At 68.2% G+C, this 20,242-nt stretch carries 17 protein-coding genes, 1 tRNA gene and 1 riboswitch; of the genes, 6 read left to right on the top strand and 12 right to left on the bottom strand.

Annotated elements, in window-relative coordinates:
- Window positions 1-100 precede the first annotated feature (100 nt).
- From HGB39_RS22630 to gcvP, 3 genes are all read left to right on the top strand, one after another.
- A complete protein-coding gene (locus HGB39_RS22630; protein WP_005264201.1) occupies window positions 101-574 on the top strand; it encodes a bifunctional nuclease family protein in 474 nt (157 codons plus the stop codon).
- A gap of 284 nt (window positions 575-858) precedes the next feature.
- Window positions 859-1,479, top strand: a complete 621-nt coding sequence (locus tag HGB39_RS22625; RefSeq protein WP_005243116.1) for a MerR family transcriptional regulator — start codon at window positions 859-861, stop codon at window positions 1,477-1,479.
- Between the two features lie 69 nt (window positions 1,480-1,548).
- Window positions 1,549-1,672, top strand: a riboswitch (glycine riboswitch).
- A 174-nt stretch (window positions 1,673-1,846) separates the two neighbouring features.
- A complete protein-coding gene (gene gcvP, locus HGB39_RS22620; RefSeq protein WP_005562898.1) occupies window positions 1,847-4,699 on the top strand; it encodes an aminomethyl-transferring glycine dehydrogenase in 2,853 nt (950 codons plus the stop codon).
- Between the two features lie 45 nt (window positions 4,700-4,744).
- Here the strand turns inward: gcvP and HGB39_RS22615 are convergent, their stop codons facing one another.
- From HGB39_RS22615 to HGB39_RS22575, 9 genes are all read right to left on the bottom strand, one after another.
- Complete coding sequence (locus HGB39_RS22615) at window positions 4,745-5,899, bottom strand: metallophosphoesterase (protein ID WP_054246668.1); 1,155 nt, start codon at window positions 5,897-5,899, stop codon at window positions 4,745-4,747.
- Entirely contained in the window at window positions 5,896-7,626 is a 1,731-nt protein-coding gene (locus HGB39_RS22610) for a substrate-binding domain-containing protein (protein ID WP_267204515.1), read from the bottom strand. Before HGB39_RS22610 ends, HGB39_RS22615 begins: the two co-directional genes overlap by 4 nt.
- A 192-nt stretch (window positions 7,627-7,818) precedes the next feature.
- A complete protein-coding gene (locus HGB39_RS22605; RefSeq protein WP_120661412.1) occupies window positions 7,819-10,002 on the bottom strand; it encodes a malate synthase G in 2,184 nt (727 codons plus the stop codon).
- 134 nt (window positions 10,003-10,136) lie between these two features.
- Window positions 10,137-11,102: a sulfite exporter TauE/SafE family protein gene (locus HGB39_RS22600; RefSeq protein WP_005243104.1), complete on the bottom strand. Its 966-nt coding sequence runs from the start codon at window positions 11,100-11,102 to the stop codon at window positions 10,137-10,139.
- 262 nt (window positions 11,103-11,364) lie between these two features.
- On the bottom strand, window positions 11,365-12,609 hold the full coding sequence (locus HGB39_RS22595) for a saccharopine dehydrogenase family protein (protein WP_005564802.1): 1,245 nt from the start codon (window positions 12,607-12,609) through the stop codon (window positions 11,365-11,367).
- Between the two features lie 35 nt (window positions 12,610-12,644).
- Window positions 12,645-13,049 (bottom strand): DUF2784 domain-containing protein, encoded by a 405-nt coding sequence (locus tag HGB39_RS22590; RefSeq protein ID WP_005256373.1) that lies wholly within the window; start codon window positions 13,047-13,049, stop codon window positions 12,645-12,647.
- Window positions 13,050-13,126: 77 nt separating this feature from the next.
- Entirely contained in the window at window positions 13,127-13,543 is a 417-nt protein-coding gene (locus HGB39_RS22585; RefSeq protein ID WP_005243098.1) for a universal stress protein, read from the bottom strand.
- 105 nt (window positions 13,544-13,648) lie between these two features.
- Window positions 13,649-15,103 (bottom strand): SDR family NAD(P)-dependent oxidoreductase, encoded by a 1,455-nt coding sequence (locus tag HGB39_RS22580; protein WP_054248103.1) that lies wholly within the window; start codon window positions 15,101-15,103, stop codon window positions 13,649-13,651.
- 72 nt (window positions 15,104-15,175) lie between these two features.
- Window positions 15,176-15,261: transfer RNA gene (locus HGB39_RS22575), tRNA-Leu, on the bottom strand.
- 111 nt (window positions 15,262-15,372) lie between these two features.
- Here HGB39_RS22575 and HGB39_RS22570 point away from each other — a divergent pair.
- A complete protein-coding gene (locus HGB39_RS22570) occupies window positions 15,373-16,725 on the top strand; it encodes a M20/M25/M40 family metallo-hydrolase (protein WP_005573344.1) in 1,353 nt (450 codons plus the stop codon).
- A 34-nt stretch (window positions 16,726-16,759) separates the two neighbouring features.
- Window positions 16,760-17,290 (top strand): YbhB/YbcL family Raf kinase inhibitor-like protein, encoded by a 531-nt coding sequence (locus tag HGB39_RS22565; protein WP_005573343.1) that lies wholly within the window; start codon window positions 16,760-16,762, stop codon window positions 17,288-17,290.
- A 76-nt stretch (window positions 17,291-17,366) separates the two neighbouring features.
- Here the strand turns inward: HGB39_RS22565 and HGB39_RS22560 are convergent, their stop codons facing one another.
- The 3 genes from HGB39_RS22560 to HGB39_RS22550 are packed head-to-tail and all read right to left on the bottom strand — an operon-like array spanning window position 17,367 to window position 19,698.
- Window positions 17,367-18,437 (bottom strand): quinone-dependent dihydroorotate dehydrogenase, encoded by a 1,071-nt coding sequence (locus HGB39_RS22560; protein ID WP_064080986.1) that lies wholly within the window; start codon window positions 18,435-18,437, stop codon window positions 17,367-17,369.
- 10 nt (window positions 18,438-18,447) lie between these two features.
- Complete coding sequence (locus HGB39_RS22555) at window positions 18,448-18,687, bottom strand: DUF5703 family protein (protein ID WP_005243088.1); 240 nt, start codon at window positions 18,685-18,687, stop codon at window positions 18,448-18,450.
- The gene (locus tag HGB39_RS22550; protein ID WP_043787368.1) at window positions 18,688-19,698 is read right to left on the bottom strand and encodes a YncE family protein; all 1,011 of its coding nucleotides are present in this window, start codon (window positions 19,696-19,698) and stop codon (window positions 18,688-18,690) included. It lies immediately after the preceding gene.
- 184 nt (window positions 19,699-19,882) lie between these two features.
- On the opposite strand from HGB39_RS22550, the gene HGB39_RS22545 reads away from it, so the two are divergent.
- On the top strand, window positions 19,883-20,236 hold the full coding sequence (locus HGB39_RS22545) for a hypothetical protein (RefSeq protein ID WP_005243085.1): 354 nt from the start codon (window positions 19,883-19,885) through the stop codon (window positions 20,234-20,236).
- Window positions 20,237-20,242 lie beyond the last annotated feature (6 nt).

Genomic DNA, 20,242 nt, shown 5'->3' with positions numbered 1-20,242 from the left:
TCGAACGGCTGTACGGTCGAAGAGCAGACACGAATCGAATAGAATCCTGGTACGGCATTGTGTGCCGCGGACGGACCATTGCAGGGTGGAGGCAGACGCGATGAGCGAAATGCACGTGATCGGAGTTCGTGTCGAGCAGCCCCAAAACCAACCTGTTCTGCTGTTGCGTGAAACCGACGGCGAGCGGTACCTGCCCATCTGGATCGGCCAGACCGAGGCCACCGCGATCGCACTCGAACAGCAGGGCGTCGAGCCGGCGCGTCCGCTGACCCACGACCTGATCAAGAACCTGATCGAAGCCTTCGGCCGCACGCTGAAGGAAGTTCGCATCGTGGACCTGCGCGAGGGCACGTTCTACGCCGACCTCGTGTTCGACCAGAACACCCGCGTCTCGGCCCGCCCGTCCGACTCCATCGCCATCGCACTGCGGATCGGGGTACCGATCTTCGCCGAGGAGGCGGTACTCACGGAGGCCGGTCTGGTCATGCCCGACGAGCGCGAGGACGAGGTCGAGAAGTTCAAAGAATTCCTCGAGTCCGTGTCGCCGGACGATTTCAAGGCCACTGACGGCTAGATTGCACCTGCGGAAGAGCCTCGGGCGCGCAGTAACGGTTGAGGTTCTTCCGGCGCGTTGCGTTGACCCCGTCTCTTCGGAGTCATAGCGTTCGGTGCAGTGATTATCTGCCCTGCAGATTGTATCGGGCGTACGCTGAGTAGGTTCAGGGTACGAACTTGCTCGATGTCACTGGTGGCGCTTGCGCCGCTCGATGTGCTGCGGCTGTGCCGCGGACACTGGCGACGCGCGTCACAGGCGCACTGATCGTCGGGTTCAGTGCAACATGCGAGAGGGAGTAGTCAGTGGGAGATCGGCCGCAGGAGAATGCGCTGAATCTTGCGCCCGGCGACAACGTTGCCGAGTCCGAATTCAGCTCCGAGGAGATCCAACCGGGCCTCTTCCCGGACGATTCCGTGCCCGACGACCTCGTCGGATACCGCGTCCCCATCGCCTGCCAGATCGCGGGAATCACCTACCGCCAGCTCGATTACTGGGCTCGCACATCCCTCGTCGTGCCGTCCATTCGCGGCGCAGCAGGTTCGGGCAGCCAACGGCTGTACTCGTTCAAAGACATCCTCGTCCTCAAGATCGTCAAGCGTCTGCTCGACACCGGAATATCCTTGCAGAACATCCGCGTGGCCGTCGACCACCTCCGTAAGCGCGGAGTGCGGGACTTGGCCAAGATCACACTTTTCTCGGACGGGACCACGGTCTACGAGTGCACCTCGCCCGAAGAGGTCGTCGATCTGCTCCAGGGCGGGCAGGGCGTCTTCGGTATCGCGGTGAGCGGTGCAATGCGCGAACTGACCGGCACCATCGCCGATTTCCCGGCCGAGCGCGCGGACGGCGGCGCGAGCGAGCAGAGCCCCGAGGACGAACTGGCGTCGCGGCGCAAGAACCGCGCGAGCCGCAAGACGGGCTAGCCCGCATCCATCGGAGCGCGGCGCTGCCTGCGCCGCCACCTGCAGCCGTGACATAGACTGGCGGTGCGTCGACGCCGTGCGGGAGAGTTCCGGGCACTGCAAACACAGAAACATCGTGTGTGCGGGAGTTCGGGCGCCGAAGGAGCAACACCTCCCCGTCAATCTCTCAGGCAGACAGGACCGTGCGGGCTCCGACGTCTCTGGAAAGCGGTGGGAGCACCCACCCGCCCACGGGGAAAGGGCCGTCTTCACACGTGAACGACGGTACCGAATCTCTCAGGCGCTCGACTCGAGCAGGCGACAGAGGGGGAGGGACGTTCCGCTACGCGGGGCGTGTCCTGATCCTCCGAACTGCTTGGGAGTTGTCGTGATCGACGCTGGAAGCCGTACATTCGCCGATCGTCATGTCGGCCCGAACGCTGCGGAACTCGCGCACATCCTCGAGCTGGTCGGAGCCGATTCGCTCGACGACCTCGCGTCGAAGGCCGTCCCCGCCGTCATCCTGGACGGGGTCACGGGCGGCATCGCCGACGGCCTCGACTCACTGCCCGCACCGGTGTCCGAGCACGAAGCGCTCGCCGAACTGTCCGCACTCGCCGCGCAGAACACCGTGGCGACGTCCATGATCGGTCTCGGCTACTACGACACCCTCACCCCGCCGGTCCTGATCCGGAACATCATCGAGAACCCGGCCTGGTACACGGCCTACACGCCGTACCAGCCCGAGATCAGCCAGGGCCGCCTCGAAGCCCTCCTCAACTTCCAGACGATGGTCGCCGACCTGACCGGCATGGAGGTCGCCAACTCGTCGATGCTCGACGAGGCCACCGCCGCCGCCGAGGCGATGACACTGCTGCGCCGGGCGAGCAAGAGCAAGTCCCCGCGGTTCGTCGTCGACGCCGACCTGTTCCCGCAGACGCTGGCCGTCGTCGAGACCCGGGCCGAGCCGCTCGGCATCGAGATCGTGGTGGCCGATCTGTCCGCCGGCCTGCCGGACGGTGACTTCTTCGGCGTCCTCGCACAGATGCCCGGCGGGTCCGGCCGCATCGTCGACTACACCGACGTGATCGCCGCCGCCCACGAGCGCGGCGCACTGGTCGCGGTCGGGGCGGATCTGCTCGCGCTCACCCTCCTCACCCCGCCCGGCGAGATCGGGGCCGACGCCTGCTTCGGCACCACCCAGCGGTTCGGTGTCCCCATGGGCTTCGGTGGCCCGCACGCCGGCTACCTCGCCGTGCACACCAAGCACGCACGTCAACTCCCCGGCCGTCTGGTGGGCGTCTCCGTCGACGCCGACGGTGACAAGGCGTACCGGCTGGCGCTGCAGACCCGGGAGCAGCACATTCGCCGTGAGAAGGCGACGTCGAACATCTGCACCGCACAGGTGCTGCTGGCGATTCTGGCGGCAATGTACGCCAGCTACCACGGCGCCGAGGGCCTCAAGGCGATTGCCCTGCGCGTCGCGAACACGGCGCACTCCCTGGCGGACGCACTCCGCAAGACCGGGGCGGTCGTCGTCCACGAGCACTTCTTCGACACGATTCTCGTGCGAGTCGACGGCCGGGCGGCGGACGTGGTGGCGAAGGCGAAGGACGCCGGCATCAACCTGCGGCTCGTCGACGCCGATCACGTCGCCATCGCGTGCGACGAAGCCACCACCGACGACGACGTCGCCCACGTGCTCGCGGCGTTCGGCGGCGAAGGCGCCGTGACCGAGGAAGCGGGCACGTCCGTCCCCGACTCGCAGCTCCGCGGATCCGACTACCTGCAGCACGAGGCGTTCACCCGGTACCGCACCGAGACGGCGATGCTGCGCTACCTGCGGGCGTTGTCCGACAAGGACATCGCACTCGACCGCAGCATGATCCCGCTCGGTTCCTGCACGATGAAGCTCAATGCCACCGCCGAGATGGAAGCGATCACCTGGCCCGCGTTCGCCGGACTGCACCCGTTCGCGCCGACCGGGGACACACCGGGAATCCTCCGCATCATCAAGGACCTCGAGAACTGGCTCGTCGCCGTCACCGGCTACGACGCGGTCAGCCTGCAGCCGAATGCCGGTAGTCAGGGCGAGTACGCGGGGCTGCTCGCGATCCGCAACTACCACCTCAGCCGCGGAGACGACCACCGCGACACCTGCCTCATCCCGTCGAGCGCCCACGGCACCAACGCCGCATCCGCGGTCATGGCCGGGATGCGCGTCGAGGTCGTCGGGTGCCGCCCGAACGGTGACGTGGACCTGGACGACCTGCGGGCGAAGATCGCCGACCATGCCGAGCGCCTCGCAGCGATCATGATCACCTACCCGTCCACACACGGTGTGTACGAGCACGAGATCGCCGACATCTGCGCGGCCGTCCACGACGCCGGCGGCCAGGTGTACGTCGACGGCGCCAACCTCAACGCCCTGGTCGGCTTGGCCCGCCCCGGCCGGTTCGGCGGCGACGTGAGCCACCTCAACCTGCACAAGACGTTCTGCATCCCGCACGGTGGCGGTGGCCCCGGTGTCGGTCCGATCGGTGTGCGGTCCCACCTCACGCCGTTCCTGCCCGGACATCCGCTCGCACCCGAACTCGGCACCGCCGGACCGATCTCGGCGGCCCCGTACGGCAGTGCGTCGATCCTGCCGATCACGTGGGCGTACATCCGGATGATGGGCGCCGTCGGGCTGCGTCGCGCAAGCCTGACCGCCATCGCCTCGGCCAACTACATCGCGCGCCGCCTGGACGAGTACTTCCCCGTCCTCTACACCGGCGAGGGCGGAATGGTGGCCCACGAATGCATCCTCGACCTCCGGCCGATCACCAAGGACACCGGTGTGACCGTGGACGACGTCGCAAAGCGCCTCGCCGACTACGGTTTCCACGCACCGACGATGAGCTTCCCGGTGGCGGGCACCCTGATGGTGGAGCCCACCGAGAGCGAGAACCTCGAAGAGATCGACGCCTTCTGCGAGGCGATGATCGCGATCCGCGCCGAGATCGACCGCGTGGGTGCGGGGGAGTGGCCGGTGGACGACAACCCGTTGCGCGGCGCCCCGCACACGGCCGGATGCCTCGCAGCGGAGTGGAACCACCCCTACACCCGTGAGACGGCGGTGTTCCCCCGCGGCAAGGCACGGCCGAAGGTGTGGCCGGCGGTCCGGCGCATCGACGGCGCGCACGGCGACCGCAACCTCGTGTGCTCCTGCCCGCCGATCTCCGCGTTCGAAGGCGCCTGACACCGACGATGCCCGGCCCGCTCACGCGGGTCGGGCATCGCTCGCTCAGTCCTCGCGCACCAGCTCGAGGATCGTGATCTCCGGTGGGGCGGCCACGCGCACGGGCGGACCCCACGTGCCCACACCGCGAGTGGTGTACAGGACGGTGTTCCCGATGCGGTCCAGTCCCGTCACCGACGGCTGCTGCAGCGGCACCAGATAACCCAGCGGCCACATCTGCCCGCCGTGGGTGTGCCCCGACAGTTGCAGGTCGACACCGAGGTCGGACGCTTCCAGTGCCTGCCGCGGTTCGTGCGCGAGCAGCACGACGAACGTCGACGGATCGCGTCCGGCGAGCGCGGCGGATAGATCGGGTTCGTACGGGGCGGGCGAGGAGTAGTCGTGGATGCCCGCGATGTCGAGAGTGGCGCCGCCTCGGGTGATCGTCGCGCGCTCGTTGCGCAGCGTCCGGATGCCCAGTCGGTCCCACACGTCCAGCCATCGGCCGCCGTCGTCGGCGTAGAACTCGTGATTGCCGCTGACACCGAACACCCCGAGCGGGGCCTCGACGTCGCCGAGCGGTTGCAGATCGGGCGATACCTTCGCGACGGTCCCGTCGACCAGATCGCCCGCGATCGCGACGAGATCCGGCTGCTCCGCGTTCACCAGGTCGACGACACGCCGAGTGAAATCCACTCCTCGCGCCGGGCCGACGTGGAGGTCGGACACGAGCGCCACACGCACACCGTCGAACTCGGCGGGGAGACGTTTCAGCGGCACCCGAACCCGCACGATCCGCGGCCGCGCGGCCTCCGACACCCCGTAGCCGGCGGCGCCGACGGCACCCACCACGACGACGGCGGTGGCGATGCGCAGGCCGCGCCGCCGTGACAGATCGACCTGTTCGCCGTTTCCGGTACCGCGCAGGCGGCCGAACAGGCGCGTCAGCAGTGACACCAGTGCGACCAGCAGAAGCCCGAGCACCAGATAGAACATCGCGCCGAGCCACACCCAGCCCACCCACCCCGGGGGACGCGCCCATCCCGGGTCGAAGGCTTCGCCGCTGCCGACGCCGACGACCGCGAGAACCCACAGGACCACGAGGGTCACGTCGACGACCACCGACCAGGGACGGCCCAGCCCGATGGCCCGGACGAGTCGCCGATGGAGCCACCAGCTGACGAGTGCGAGGAAGACTGCGAAGACCAGGAGCCTCGTCACGACAGCAGCTTGCTGATCGCGGTCGGCAAGGCCGCTCCGTCCGAGGACGCGACCTTCTCCAGCGACCCGCCGGTGCGATCGGCCAACGCCTGCAACGTGTTGAGGTCGGAATTCTCGCCGATCGTCACCACGTCGATGCGCACCGGCTTCGACGTGCTCGAGGCCGCGGCGATGGCCGCCAGCAGATCCGCGCGCGCGACGGAGTCGTCGTTGGCGCCGTCGGTGACGAGCAGCACCGAATTGGTGAGGCCCGGCGTGTATCCGTCGACCGCACTCTTGTAGGCAGCTTCGAGCGACGTGTACGTCGAGGTTCCGGTGGCGGGTGTCGCCTTGGCGAGCCGGGCGTCGAGGGCCTGCCTGCGGGTGCCCTCGGTGAAACCGCCCGCCGAGAGCGGACCGGTCGCGACCACGGTCGTGTACGGCCGCGACCCGTCGAGCGTCGTGCTGTACTCCCACAGTCCGAGGTTCGACGAGTCCGGAGCACGGTCGACGTGGGCTGCGAGCGCTGCTGTCGTGTTCGCCAGGCGCGTCGCCGTTCCCTCGCGCTCACCCATCGAGCTGGAAACGTCGAGCAGGACGGTGGAGGTGCGGGGCGTGATCGGATTCCGGATCACGTGCATCAGCTCGGCCGCAGCCGCCGCATCTGCGGGAACCAGGGTGGATTCGAAACCGGGAAAGGCCAGCGCGGTGTCGTCGGGGCGGGCCAGTCCCTCGACCCGGAATCCTGCGTCGGCCAGGACCTGCGCCTGTTCGGGTCGACGGACGAACTCCGCGAACTGCGCGGCGGCGCGGCTCTGCGTCTCGTCGACGGATGGGCCGGCCAGGACGGCCGCCGGGTGATCTGCCACGGGTGTCGGGCCTTTCGGCATCGATGTGGTGATGTCGGCTCCGGGTGCGTCGCGCAGGGCCTGGTAGACCTGCTGTTCGGTAGCCGCGACCGCGTGGACGTCGGAGGTCGCGGGATCGCCCTGCTCGGCCAGCGCGGTGAGTGCCTCCCGCGTCGTCGCGGGCTTCGTCCCCGACGACGCCTCGTAGCCGAGCGCCAGACCGGTGAGTGCCGACGTGACCGGAGCGGAACGTGCCTGCTCCTCCGTCACCGGACCCGTGCTGCTTCCCGTGACCGCGGCCGCGACCGCCTCGACTGCCATCTCCGTACTCTCGGCGCCGGGGCCGACGGGGAGCGCCATGCCCAGGCTGCCCCAGCCCGGCAGACCGAGAGCCGCGAGGGAATCGCGGCCGGTCTGCAGTGACGGCAAGTCCTTCCAGTCGATCGCCGGCGTGCCCGGCGCATTCGCGAACGCCGTCCGGACCGCGAGCACCACCGGGCTGGTCGCCACGGGACGCGCTTCGCCGCTGATGACACCGGTTGCCGACACCTGCTTGACGGAATGCGAGCTCGACGGAATCCACAGAGCGGGCCGAGGTCCGAGGGCCGCTGCGTCCCACGGGCCGTCCGGTCCCGCGGACAAGGCGTCGCGCACTGCGTCGGATGCGACGGCAGTGACCGTCACCGACACGCACTGATCGCGTATCACCGGCGCCGTCTCCGTGAAATGGTCGGCAAGAGTCTGCAGCTGGGGTGCGATATCGGGATCCGCCGCGACCGCGAGCACGGATTCGCCTTCGACGCAGGCGCCCGCGGCAGCCACTCCCTGGTCGTTGATCCGGTCACGCAACTGGAACCAGCCCACCACGCCCAGCACGAGGACGACGACGAGACCGAGCACGATCAAAGGCCCCCTGCTGATACCCCTGGCGCGCGATTCGCCGCGATGCTGCCCCACGTGCTTTCCAGCCCCTGTCCGACGAGTTCGACGTTGACCCTCGCAGTGTAGTGATGCGCAGGATCACCCCGGCCTGATACGTGAGTGGCGAAGCGTCCCGCGGGACGCTTCGCCACTCACGTGGGGATTGGTCTGTCAGGCGTTGGCTGCTTTGTATTCGCGGCGGCGGCGGTGCAGGATCGGTTCGGTGTAGCCGGAGGGCTGGGTGGTGCCGTCGAGGATGAGTTCCTTCGCGGCCTGGAAGGCGATGTTGGTGTCGAAGTCCGGGGCCAGCGGCCGGTAGGTGGGATCGCCCTGGTTCTGCCGGTCCACCACCGGGGCCATCCGCTGCAGCGATTGCACGACCTGGTCGGCGGTGACCACACCGTGCCGGATCCAGTTCGCCAGCAACTGGGACGAGATGCGGAGGGTGGCGCGGTCCTCCATCAGGGCGACGTCGTGGATGTCGGGGACCTTGGAGCAGCCGACGCCGGCGTCGATCCAGCGGACCACGTACCCGAGGATGGACTGGCAGTTGTTGTCGAGTTCTTCCTGCTTCTCGGCCTCGGACCAGTCGGTGTCGGGGGCGAGGGGGATGGTGAGGATCTCGTCGAGGGTGGCCCGCCGGGTGCCCTTGAGCCGGTTCTGGACGGCGACGACGTCGACCTGGTGGTAGTGGGTGGCGTGCAGGGTGGCCCCGGTCGGGGACGGCACCCACGCGGTGTTCGCGCCGGCCTTGGGGTGGCCGATCTTCTGCTCGAGCATCTCGGCCATCAGCTCGGTCATCGCCCACATGCCCTTGCCGATCTGCGCCCGCCCCTGCAACCCGCAGGCCAGACCGACATCGACGTTCCAGTCCTCGTAGGCGGTGATCCAGGTCTGCTTCTTCATCTCGGCCTTGCGGATCATCGGCCCGGCCTCCATCGAGGTGTGGATCTCGTCGCCGGTGCGGTCGAGGAACCCGGTGTTGATGAACACCACCCGCTCACTGGCTTCCTTGATGCAGGCGGCGAGGTTGACGGTGGTGCGGCGTTCCTCGTCCATGATGCCGACCTTGAGGGTGTTGCCGGGCAGGCCGAGGACCTGCTCGACGCGGCCGAACAGTTCGGTGGTGAACGCGACCTCGTCGGGGCCGTGCTGCTTGGGTTTGACGATGTAGATCGACCCGGTGCGGGAGTTGTCCAACGGCCCGGTCTGCTCGGACCGGGACAGCCCGTGGACGGCGCACAGGGAGGTGATCAGGGCGTCGAGGATGCCCTCGGGGATTTCGGTGCCGTCGCCGTGCAGGATCGCCGGGGTGGTCATCAAATGCCCGACGTTGCGGACGAACAGCAGCGACCGCCCGTGCAGGGTGAGCTCGGACCCGTCCGGGGCGGTGTAGACCCGGTCCGGGTTCAGCCGGCGGGTGAACGCCGTGCCGCCCTTGGTCATCTCCTCGGTCAGGTCCCCGCGGTTGAGGCCGAGCCAGTTGCGGTAGCCGATCACCTTGTCGTCGGCGTCGACGGCGGCGACGGAGTCCTCGAAGTCCATGATGGTGGTGACCGCGGATTCGAGCACCACATCCTTGACGCCCGCCGCGTCCGTCTGGCCGATCGGGGAGGTGGGGTCGATCTGGATTTCCGCGTGCAACCCGTGGTTGCGCAGCAGCACACTGGTCGGGGCGGCCGGGGTGCCGAGGTAGCCGACGAACTTGCCCGGCTCGGCGAGGCCGGTGATCGTGCCGTCGGCGAGCTGCACGGTCAGGGCGGTGCCGTCGACGGTGTAGGCGGCGGCGTCGGCGTGCGACCCGGTCGCGAGGGGGGCGGCGGTGTCGAGGAAGGTGCGGGCCCAGGCGATGACCCGGTCGCCGCGGACCTTGTTGTAGGAGCTGCCCGCCTCCGCGCCGCCGTCGTCGGGGATGGCGTTGGTGCCGTACAGGGCGTCGTACAACGACCCCCACCTCGCGTTGGAGGCGTTCAGCGCGAAGCGGGCGTTGAGGACCGGGACCACCAGCTGCGGGCCGGCGGTGGCGGTGATCTCGGTGTCCACGTTCGCCGTGGACACCTCGAACGGGGCCGGTTCGGGCACCAGATACCCGATCTCGGTCAGGAACGCCCTGTACTCGGCCGGGTCGATCACGGCACCGGCCCGGTCGCGGTGCCAGGCATCGATCCGGGCCTGCAGGTCGTCGCGGGTGGACAGCAGCGCCTTGTTCTTCGGCGCCAGATCGTCGATCACCTTCGCCGCACCCGACCAGAACCCGTCGACGTCCACCCCGGTCCCCGGCAGCGCCTCCTCGTTCACGAAGTCGTAGAGCACCTTCGCGACCTGCAGACCGCCGACCTCAACACGCTCAGTCATGAAATGCCTCACTGTTCCGCACTTGGAGCACCGGACGGGTGCCATGAACCGCACCCAATGTTACCCGCTGGTAAGGATGAGGTGGGCCGGATGTCCTGCGGAGGTTCGCCCCGAAGTGGGGGCGGGAGGCGAGGTCAGGCCTTCTCGCCGGTGGACGGCTCGAGGGACGGGGCCTCCGACTCGACGGGCGTGTCGTTCTCGGCGTCGATCCGGTGCAGATCGCCTGCGGCCTCTGCCGCGCTGAGACGCGAACGACGCCAGGCGACGACCAGCAGTCCGGCCCACACCGCAACGAGAGCGAGGTACCCGAGGGTGGCGGCGACGCCGGTGACGTCGAATGTCTTGAACAGCTTCTGCGCGTTGGTGATGATGATGATGCCGCCGACACCGGTTCCCAGAAGGGTTGCGGGCACCCGGCTGACGAGCCAGGCGGCGAGCGGTGCGGCGATGATGCCGCCGAGCGCCAGCCCCGCGATGATGGGGATGTTGTCGAAGAAGTCGCTGCCGAGACCGAAGATGAACCCGATGCTGGCCGCGGCGGACACCAGGAACTCCGACGCGCTGACCGAACCGATGACGGTGCGCGGTGCGGTCTTGCCGCGGGAGAGCAGCGTGCTGGTGGTGATCGGCCCCCAGCCGCCGCCGCCGCTCGCGTCGATGAATCCACCGAACAGGCCGAGCGGTGACAGGAACTTCGCCGTGTGCGGCGACGTCCGGGCGTCGTTGACGGCGGGAGGGCGGATGGAGAAGCGGAGCAGGACGTACACACCGATCGCCAGCAGGATCGTCGACGTCACGGGGACGGCGGCGGCCGTCGACAACTGGGACAGCACCGTCGCACCGAGGAACGCGCCGATGGCGCCGGGGACACCCAGGCGCAGTACGAGAGCCCAGTCGATGTTGCGGAACCGCCAGTGCGACGCGCCGGAGGCGAGCGTGGTGCCGACCTCGGCGAAATGCACTGCTGCGCTGGCGTGTGCCGGTCCGACGCCGCTGAACACGAGCAGGGTGGTCGCAGTCACGCCGAAGGCCATGCCGAGAGCGCCGTCGACCAGCTGGGCACCCACGCCGACCAGCGTGAAAATCAAGAGCTTGAACATCGAGACTCCGACCGAGAGAGCGAACCGTCAGGGCAGCAAAGACCAGCGAGCAGGCTGGTCAGCAACATCCCTGGTCGTATGCATGGCCTCGGCGGGAGGGCCAGAAGGGCATGAGGGCGAGCGAGGCCGCGGGGCCTGCCTGCGCGCTCGTGCCGTTCACTCGGACTCCCACATCTCTCGTCGCATGCGCGGCCGTCCGCGCACAAGGTTCGACACTAGCTGGAGGGGTGGGCGCGTGTCATCTTCACACGCGCCCAACCGCTCACAGTTTTCGCGCAGAGATCTCGAAGCCCGCGTCGCGCAGCCGTGTCACCAGGACGTCGCCGAGTGCCGTGGCGGGGGTGAGGACGCCGGCCGAATCCGGCAGTGCGTCGCCGCCGAGGACGAGGCTCAGCGCGGATTCGCCGAGCATCACCGCGGTGGCGCTGTATCCGGGATCGCCCTTCGCCTTCACTCGCGACGTGTAGCGCGCGCCCGTGGTGGTGGTCGTGTACACGTCGATGGTGAAGTGGCCCTTGCGCTGCGCCTCTTCGCTGGGGCCGTCGCCCGGTGAGGGCAGAACGCGGTCGAGGACGTACCGGGTGGGCGGGAGGGCCATTCCGACGATCAACCCGCCGAGGCCGGCCGCCACCGCACCCGCGATCACCGGTGTGATCGGGGAGCTTCCGACGTTCATGACCTCGCGGTACTTGAACTCCCGACCGTAGGCCCAGTCGCGGAGCGCGTTGCTGCGCCGCACGACCCGGGTGTTGTAGGGACCCATGAAGAAGGGGGCCTTCCACCCCTTCAGGCCGGGTGCGATGTCCTCGCCGTTGACCACGCTCATGTCGGACTGCTTGCCGAGGTCCGGTTCCTTCGAGCGGTCGGGGCTCAGCGAGTACGGCGACGCCGCGAGATGCCGCGACGCCGGATTCTTCTTCGACACGTCCACCTGTGTGCGCAGCGAATCGATCGTGCCGCCGCTGACGCCGCCGCGCACGGACGTGACCACCAGGGTGGTGTCGGTGAGTTCGCCGGCGCCGTCCTCCCGGACCTTCTCGTACAGGACGTGCACCCCGAGGTCGGACGGAATGGAGTCGAACCCGCAGGAGTGGACGATCCGGGCGCCGGTCTCGCGGGCCCGATCGTGGTTGGCGTCGATGCTCTCGCGGGCGAACAGCACCTCTCCGGTGAGGTCGACGTAGTCGGTGCCCGCCTCGGCGCATGCCGCGGCGAGGGCATGTCCGTACTTGGCGTACGGCCCGACCGTCGTCGCGACCACCCGGGTGCGTCCCGCGAGGGCTGCGAGCGACGCGGCGTCGTCGGAGTTCGCGACGATGACGGGCCACTGCGCCGCGCGCGGACCGAGCGCGGACCGCACCGCTTCGAGTTTGGCGGCTGTCCGCCCCGCGAGCGCGATCCGCACGCCGTCCGGAGTGTGCTGTGCGAGATAGTCGGCGAGAAGTTTGCCGACGAAGCCGGTGGCCCCGTAGACGACGAGATCCAATTCACGTGCGTTGTCTGTCATGGCACGACCCTACTCGGCGGTAGGGAAGCGGGAGCTCAGAGTCCGGTACCGGGGTGGGTGGGTGCGAGGGGTACCCGGGTGCGGAGCCGCAGGACGACGTAGCCGACCCACGAGGTGACGACACCGAGCGCGACGAGAGTTTGGATCGCTCCCGCGGCGGATTCCGGGTAGACGACCCCGGTGAGGTAGTGGGAGATGAACCCGGACGAGGGGAGCGGGTCCTGCCCGGCGCGGACCCGGGCCCAGCTCTCCAGGTGGGTCAGCGGGCAGTCGATGCCGACGAGGACGCCGGTGAATCCCCAGGCCACCGCGGCGAGGTGGAGGGCGATGGTGCGCGGCCAGTGCCAGGCGAGAAACCCACCGCACACGACGTAGAGGATGAAGATCAGGTGTGCGACGGCAGTGGCGTCGGCGACGACCTCGTAGAAGACGCTCCCCATCGATGCACCCCTGACATCCGAATTTCCCCCATACGCCATCGTAGGCGTCGCCCGGCCGGGTCCGCCGGGTAACGGGCTCAGGCGGTGCCGCGCACGTCTTCCTTGACCACCAGGATCGGAATGTCGACCTCGAGAAGGAGGCGTTGCAGCCATCGTTCCAGGAGGAACTTGCCGATCGGGGACATGCGCCGGGTACCCACGACGAGCAGATCCGCGCCGCTGCTGTCGACCAGCGCGCGCAGAGCGCTCACCTGATCACCGTCGTGCTCGTTGGTGCGCAGCTCCCACGACGACTCGCCGACCCCGCCACTCTCGAGCGTGGCCTGGATCTCGGCGCGCAGGGCGGACCGGTCGGACTCGGCGTCCTGGCCGGGGTCGTCGTCGAGGACGTGGAGGACGAGCAGCTGTTCCCGTCGTTGCACAGCCTCACGGGCGGCGTGGACGATGGCCGCCCGGCCTTCCGGGCTGTCTCGGTGGACAACGGCTATCGCCATGAAACGCCTCCATTTGCAGGTATCGGTACGACCCCTATTATCCCCGTGCCGGAGTGTGCTCCGGCTGTGTCGATGCTCTCGTACGGAGATCCGAGCGGTGCTCGATCACCAGGGTGAGGGCTCGTAGTCCTTCAGGAAGCAGCCGTGCAGATCGACGCCCTGCTCGCCCTGGACGATCGGGTCGTAGACACGGGCGGCACCGTCGACCAGGTCGAGAGGGGCATGGAAGCCCTCGTCGGCCAGGCGCATCTTGGTGTAATGCGGCCGCTCGTCGGTGATCCACCCGGTGTCCACCGCAGTCATGAGGATGCCGTCCTCGAGCATCTCCTTGGCGCTGGTGCGGGTGAGCATGTTCAGCGCGGCCTTCGCCATGTTGGTGTGCGGATGCCCCGGACCCTTGTAGGCGCGGCTGAACTGGCCCTCCATCGCGGAGACGTTCACCACGTACTTGCGGCGGGCGCCTGCCGCCGCCATCGCGGGCCGCAGCCGGGACACGAGGATGAACGGGGCGACCGAGTTGCACAACTGCACCTCGAGCAGCTCGATCGGGTCGACTTCCTCGACCGTCTGGACCCAGCTGTTCGTGTGCGCGAGGTCGGGCAGGAGTCCGCCGGCGTCGATCGCGAGACCCTGGTCGATGCGATCTGGGGATGCCGACTTCGCGACCAGTGCGAGCGAACTCACCGCGTCGGGGGACAGTGCGGCGCCCGCCATTGCGGACACGTCGGACAGTGAACCGGCGAGTGCCGCCGGGTGGGCGTCGCTCGTCTTGCCGAACGTCAGGACGTCGGGCAGGTCGCCCGAGGGAAGGGCCCCGGACTCCGCGTCCGCCAGCGCGCTGTAGGCGCCGGGGGAGCGTCGCACCGTCTGCGCGGCGTTGTTGATCAGGATGTCCAGCGGGCCCTGCGCGGCAACGGAGTCGGCCAGCGCGACGACCTGCGCCGGGTCGCGCAGATCGATACCGACGACGCGCAGCCGGTGGATCCACTCGCTGCTGTCCTCCATCGCCTTGAACCGGCGGATGGCGTCGTTGGGGAAACGTGTCGTGATCGTCGTGTGGGCTCCGTCGCGGAGCAACCGCAGGGCGATGTACATGCCGATCTTGGCGCGACCGCCGGTCAGCAGTGCCCGGCGGCCGGTGAGGTCCGCGCGCGCGTCCCGCTTGGCGCGGCTCTTGGCCGCGCAGTCGGGGCACAGCTGGTGATAGAAGGCGTCGACCCGGGTGTAACGCTGCTTGCAGATGTAGCACGGGCGGGGTCGGATGAGGGTGCCCGCGGATGCGCCGTCGGCGTTCGACGTGAGCGGGATGCCCGCGGTCTCGTCGTCGATCCGATCGGGGGAACCCGTCGCGGTGGCGGCGACGACCTGACGGTCGGCCTCGGAGACGGCGTCGCGGGCCGCGATCCGCCTGCGCTTCTTCAATTTCTTGAAGAGGTGACCGACTGCGCGCTGGACCGTGACGGAATCGGGATCCGCGTCGTCGAGTTCCGCCGCCTGATCGAGAACCTTCAGGCAGATCTCGAGATCCGCCGGATCGATCGTCGTCGTTGTTTCACCCATCGAACTTCGCCCTCTCACGAAGAAGGCCCCGGTTCGATGAACCGGGGCCTTCTCGTCTGTCTCAACTCAGAGTGTCCGAGGGGGGACTTGAACCCCCACGTCCGTTAATAGGACACTAGCACCTCAAGCTAGCGCGTCTGCCATTCCGCCACTCGGACTTGCTTGCCCCCATTTCATGGGTGCTGCAAAAGATTAACCGATGAACCGCCACGGCCCAAATCGCCCCTCTCACCTGAGCGTTTCCGCTGCTGCGGTGGTAGGAACGTGGAGTGCCAACTACACAGGAAACCCCAGGCCAGGGTCGCGCCGAAGCCGAAGTCGTGGATCTCGTCAGTTCACTGATCCGCTTCGACACGTCCAACACCGGAGAGCTCGCCACGACGAAGGGCGAACGCGAGTGTGCGGAGTGGGTGGCGGCCCAGCTGCAGGAAGTGGGCTACGAGACCGCGTACGTGGAGTCGGGTGCACCGGGCCGCGGCAACGTGTTCGCCCGGCTGAAGGGCTCGAACCCCGACCGCGGCGCCCTCATGCTGCATGGCCACCTCGACGTCGTTCCCGCCGAGCCCGCCGACTGGCGTGTGCACCCGTTCTCCGGAGCCGTCGAGGACGGTTACGTGTGGGGTCGCGGCGCCGTCGACATGAAGGACATGGTCGGGATGATCCTGGCGGTCGCCCGCCAGTTCAAGGCCGAGGGGATCGTTCCTCCCCGCGACCTCGTGTTCGCCTTCGTCGCCGACGAGGAGGCCGGTGGCAAGTACGGTTGCCAGTGGCTCGTCGAGAATCGGCCCGATCTGTTCGAGGGTGTCACGGAGGCGGTCGGTGAGGTCGGCGGTTTCTCCCTGACCGTTCCGCGACCGGACGGCACCGACCGCAGGCTCTATCTCGTCGAGACCGCCGAGAAGGGTCTCGGATGGATGCGGCTGACGGCCAAGGGTCGCGCCGGGCACGGCTCGTTCCTGCACACTGACAACGCCGTCACCATCCTGGCGCAGGCGGTCGCCCGGCTGGGTGCGCACACGTTCCCGTTGGTCATCTCCGATTCGGTGGCCGAATTCCTCGAAGCGGCGGGTGAGGAGACCGGACTCGACTTCGACCCGAAGTCGCCCGACCTCGACGGCACCCTCGCGAAACTCGGCACCATCGCCAACATCATCGGCGCTACCCTCCGCGACACCGCGAACCCGACCATGCTCTCGGCCGGCTACAAGGCCAACGTCATCCCGCAGACCGCGGAGGCGGTCGTCGACTGCCGGATCCTGCCTGGCAGGCAGGCCGAGTTCGAGGCGACGGTCGACGAGCTCATCGGGCCGGACGTCCAGCGCGAATGGATCACGAAACTCGACTCCTACGAGACGACGTTCGACGGACATCTCGTGGACGCCATGAACGACGCGATTCTCGCGCACGATCCCGGTGCCCGGACCGTGCCCTACATGCTGTCGGGTGGAACCGACGCCAAGGCGTTCGCGAAGCTCGGCATCCGGTGCTTCGGGTTCGCTCCGCTGCAGCTGCCCGCCGACCTGGATTTCAGCGCGCTGTTCCACGGTGTCGACGAACGGGTACCGGTCGACGCACTACTGTTCGGTACACGCGTGCTGGAACATTTTCTGCTCCACAGCTGATCCGAGAACCGATACGCGACAAGAGAGGAACCGCATGTCACACGACCCGTACGAGGCACTTCCCGACCTGCCGAGTTTCGAGCTGACCTCCACCGACGTCACCGACGGACAGCCGATGAACAAGGAACAGGTCAGCGGAATCTTCGGCGCCGGCGGCTACGACAACTCGCCGCAGCTGTCGTGGTCGGGGTTCCCCGCCGAGACCAAGAGCTTCGCGGTGACGGTGTACGACCCCGACGCGCCGACGGCGTCCGGATTCTGGCACTGGGCGGTCGCCAACATTCCGGCCGACACGACCACGCTGGTGAGCGGCGCAGGCGACGACGACGGAACCGGGCTGCCGAGCGGTGCGATCACGCTGAAGAACGACGCCGGATTGCGTCGTTTCCTCGGCGCGGCCCCGCCGGAAGGGCACGGACCGCACCGCTACATCTTCGTGGTCCACGCGCTCGACGTGGAGACTCTCGACGGGGTCACCGCCGACTCGACGCCGGCGTTCCTGGGTTTCAACCTGTTCTCGCATGCGATCGCTCGCGCGAAGATCCAGGGGACGTACGAGCAGTAGCTCGGTAGCTTCGGAAGACGCGGGTGGCCGGCGAATCCTCGGGATTCGCCGGCCACCGGTCTGTGTACGGTCCGTGTCAGCGCACGGCGCCGGCGCCGACCGCATCGGCGACGGAGGAGTAGCCGGCCTCGCGCACCTTCCGGGCCAGCCCCTTGTGGATGCGGCGAGCCCAGAACGGCCCGCCGTAGATGAAGCCGGTGTAACCCTGCACGAGGGACGCCCCGGCCAGGATCCGTTCCCATGCCTGGTCGACCGTCTCGATGCCGCCGACGGAGATCAGCACCAGGCGATCACCCACCCGCGCGTGCAGGCGGCGGAGGACCTTGAGCGATCGTTCGGCGACCGGAGGTCCCGACAACCCGCCCGCGCCGATCGCGGACACCTCGTCGTCCGGGGTGTTCAGCCCGTCCCGGCGGATGGTGGTGTTGGTCGCGACGATGCCGGCCAGGCCGAGTTCGAGCGCGAGATCCGCGACCGCATCGACGTCGTCGTCGGACAGGTCGGGGGCGATCTTCACCAGAACCGGGACGGTCACGCAGTCGAGAACGGCACGCAGGAGAGGCCGGAGAGATTCGACGGCCTGCAGGTCCCGCAGTCCCGGGGTGTTGGGTGAGCTGACGTTGACCACCATGAAATCGGCCAGCGGGCCCAGTAGTTGCGCGCTCGCCGTGTAGTCGGCCGGGGCGTCCGCGGCGTCGACGATCTTGGTCTTGCCGATGTTCGCGCCGATCGGGACACCGGCCCGGCGCTGACGAAGATGATTGGCGGCATTGCCTGCGCCGTGGTTGTTGAAACCCATCCGGTTGATCAGGGCGCGGTCCGCGGGCAGCCGGAACAGGCGGGGAGCCGGGTTGCCGGGCTGGGCCTGGGCGGTGACGGTGCCCACCTCGGCGAACCCGAAGCCGAGGGGACCCCACGCGTCGACGCCGGTCGCATCCTTGTCGAACCCGGCGGCCAGACCGAGCGGCGCCGGGAAGTCGAGTCCGAACACGGTGTTCCGCAGTACCGGATCGTCCACGACGAGAACCTTGCCGACGAGCTGACGCAACGGCGAGAACCGCGTGACCAGGCGCATCGCAGCGAAGGCCAGGTGATGAATCCGCTCCGGAGGAACGCGGAACATCACCCGTAGGAGCAGGTGGTACAAGGAGGTCTCCCTAGATTGCGGGGTCGGGGACATGGTGAGCGGTCTTCCTTCGTTTGAGCAGCACACGGCGGCTACCGTCGGAGTACAGGCGGACCCGGGACAGCTCCCAGCCACCGAACTCCGCCTGGATGGCCAACCTCATCGAAGCACTGATACGGGTGACGTCGGGTGGCAGCCGGAGCGGCACGTACTCGAAGTCCTCGGATTCGATCTCCCACCCGGAGGGGAGTCGACGTGAATGCGATGCCATCTACGAACTCCTCGTCGGGATCTGCTGCAGGCCGTCTCCCGTCGCGGAACCGATCAGGAGGTCACCGTTCACGGTATCCACAGTGACAGAGTTCGGCTGCCGGACGGTGGGATACCGTGCCGTTTCCACGCCGACACCGCTCGACAGGTCGAATCCGACCACTTCGTTGGTCTCGGTCAGCGTGACCCACGCCCGGTCGGCGGTGTCGTCGTAGGCGACGGCGTACGGCGCGAGCCCGGCGGGGAACCGCTGGCGGAGCATCAGTGTGTCGGTGGTGTAGGCGAGCAGTTCGTCGCCGGTTGTGTCGGTGACGAGGATCCGTCCGTAGTGATCGGTCGTGAGCTGCGTCGCACCTTCCCCGGCGCGCAGCGCGACACCGAGCGCGGCAGCGGGGACGTCGATGGCGGTGACGGACGTCTGACCACGGTCGAGGGCGGTGAGTGAGTCGCCGACGACGGCAAGCCCGTCGACGGACGTGAGACCGCCGATCACCTGTGACTCGTTCGTGTCGGTGTTCACGATGTGAATCTCGCCATTGCCCAGGCCCATCGCCAGCCGCCCGTCGGGCAGTTGGGCGACCGACCGGACGTCGCCGTCGGCCGGGACGAACACCAGCTCGCCGGTTCGCAGGTCCAGGCGTCCTACCTGCGTGTTCATGGCGAGTAACGCCACACCGCCGGGGGCGAGGGAGACCTGGGCGACGGTGTCGTCCAGCGGAATCACCCGCGGAGGCGCTGTGAAATCCCCCGCCGGGAACAGCAGGACCTGGTTGCCTTCGCCGCCCAGGACGACGGTCGTGCGGGTCTCGGGGTCGAATGTGGTGGACTCGATGGGCAGTCCGAGAGGGTGGACGACACCGGCAGGCGTGGTGTTCTGGGCCGGGGACTGTGCGGCACTCGCGGGCGCGATCGTGATCGCCTGATCCTCGTCGGAGTTCGACGAACAGCCCGTGACCAGTAGAAATGCCACTCCGATACACGAGGCGACGACGCGCGCTCCCGGTCTACCCATGTGCTGCTCCTCGGGGTTCTCTCATCGACCTACACCTGTACAACTGCCCACAAGCATCCCTGATCCGCGAAACGCCCACGAATGCGGTCGGTGCCGAGCGGGTGCCGAGGCGATACCGTGAGAAACATCGACCCCGCGCCCGGCGGTCTTCCGATCGCCGGCCCAGGTCATCGAGGAGAAGACCGTGGAAATACCCGAAACACCGACGTTCACCGTCGAAGACATCTCGGTAGGACCGCACGCACACGGCTTCGGCCGGACCGCAGAAGGTAACTCCTACGCATTCCGGGTGCGCAAGAGCACGATGCACGTCGAGGTCTACCGCGCCGACGTCGAAACCGAGGTCCCGGCTCCGGACGACATCGTGGCGTCGGCGCGACGCTCGGTCCGGGAGATCGACCTGACCGATGAGCGCAGCATCGTCGCCGTCGTGAGAGATGCCGTGTCCGATCCCGATTCCCACGTGGCAGGGCCGGAGGACGGAATCACCGTGCGTGCGGTGCTCAGCCGCCTCGGCGCGGTCATCGACGGGCTGTGAACCCCG

The sequence above is a fragment of the Rhodococcus opacus genome (assembly GCF_012396235.1).
GTDB lineage: Bacteria > Actinomycetota > Actinomycetes > Mycobacteriales > Mycobacteriaceae > Rhodococcus_F > Rhodococcus_F opacus.
Note: the sequence above shows the minus strand (reverse complement) of the source record. Positions and strands in the feature narration are given on the sequence as shown.

What these genes read in the sequence shown, in the direction of transcription:
- HGB39_RS22630 (WP_005264201.1), top strand. Translation starts at nt 101, where the DNA reads ATGAGCGAAATGCACGTGATCGGAGTTCGTGTCGAGCAGCCCCAAAAC.
- HGB39_RS22605 (WP_120661412.1), bottom strand. Translation starts at nt 10,002, where the DNA reads ATGACTGAGCGTGTTGAGGTCGGCGGTCTGCAGGTCGCGAAGGTGCTC.
- HGB39_RS22600 (WP_005243104.1), bottom strand. Translation starts at nt 11,102, where the DNA reads ATGTTCAAGCTCTTGATTTTCACGCTGGTCGGCGTGGGTGCCCAGCTG.
- HGB39_RS22595 (WP_005564802.1), bottom strand. Translation starts at nt 12,609, where the DNA reads ATGACAGACAACGCACGTGAATTGGATCTCGTCGTCTACGGGGCCACC.
- HGB39_RS22590 (WP_005256373.1), bottom strand. Translation starts at nt 13,049, where the DNA reads ATGGGGAGCGTCTTCTACGAGGTCGTCGCCGACGCCACTGCCGTCGCA.
- HGB39_RS22585 (WP_005243098.1), bottom strand. Translation starts at nt 13,543, where the DNA reads ATGGCGATAGCCGTTGTCCACCGAGACAGCCCGGAAGGCCGGGCGGCC.
- HGB39_RS22580 (WP_054248103.1), bottom strand. Translation starts at nt 15,103, where the DNA reads ATGGGTGAAACAACGACGACGATCGATCCGGCGGATCTCGAGATCTGC.
- HGB39_RS22565 (WP_005573343.1), top strand. Translation starts at nt 16,760, where the DNA reads ATGTCACACGACCCGTACGAGGCACTTCCCGACCTGCCGAGTTTCGAG.
- HGB39_RS22555 (WP_005243088.1), bottom strand. Translation starts at nt 18,687, where the DNA reads ATGGCATCGCATTCACGTCGACTCCCCTCCGGGTGGGAGATCGAATCC.
- HGB39_RS22550 (WP_043787368.1), bottom strand. Translation starts at nt 19,698, where the DNA reads ATGGGTAGACCGGGAGCGCGCGTCGTCGCCTCGTGTATCGGAGTGGCA.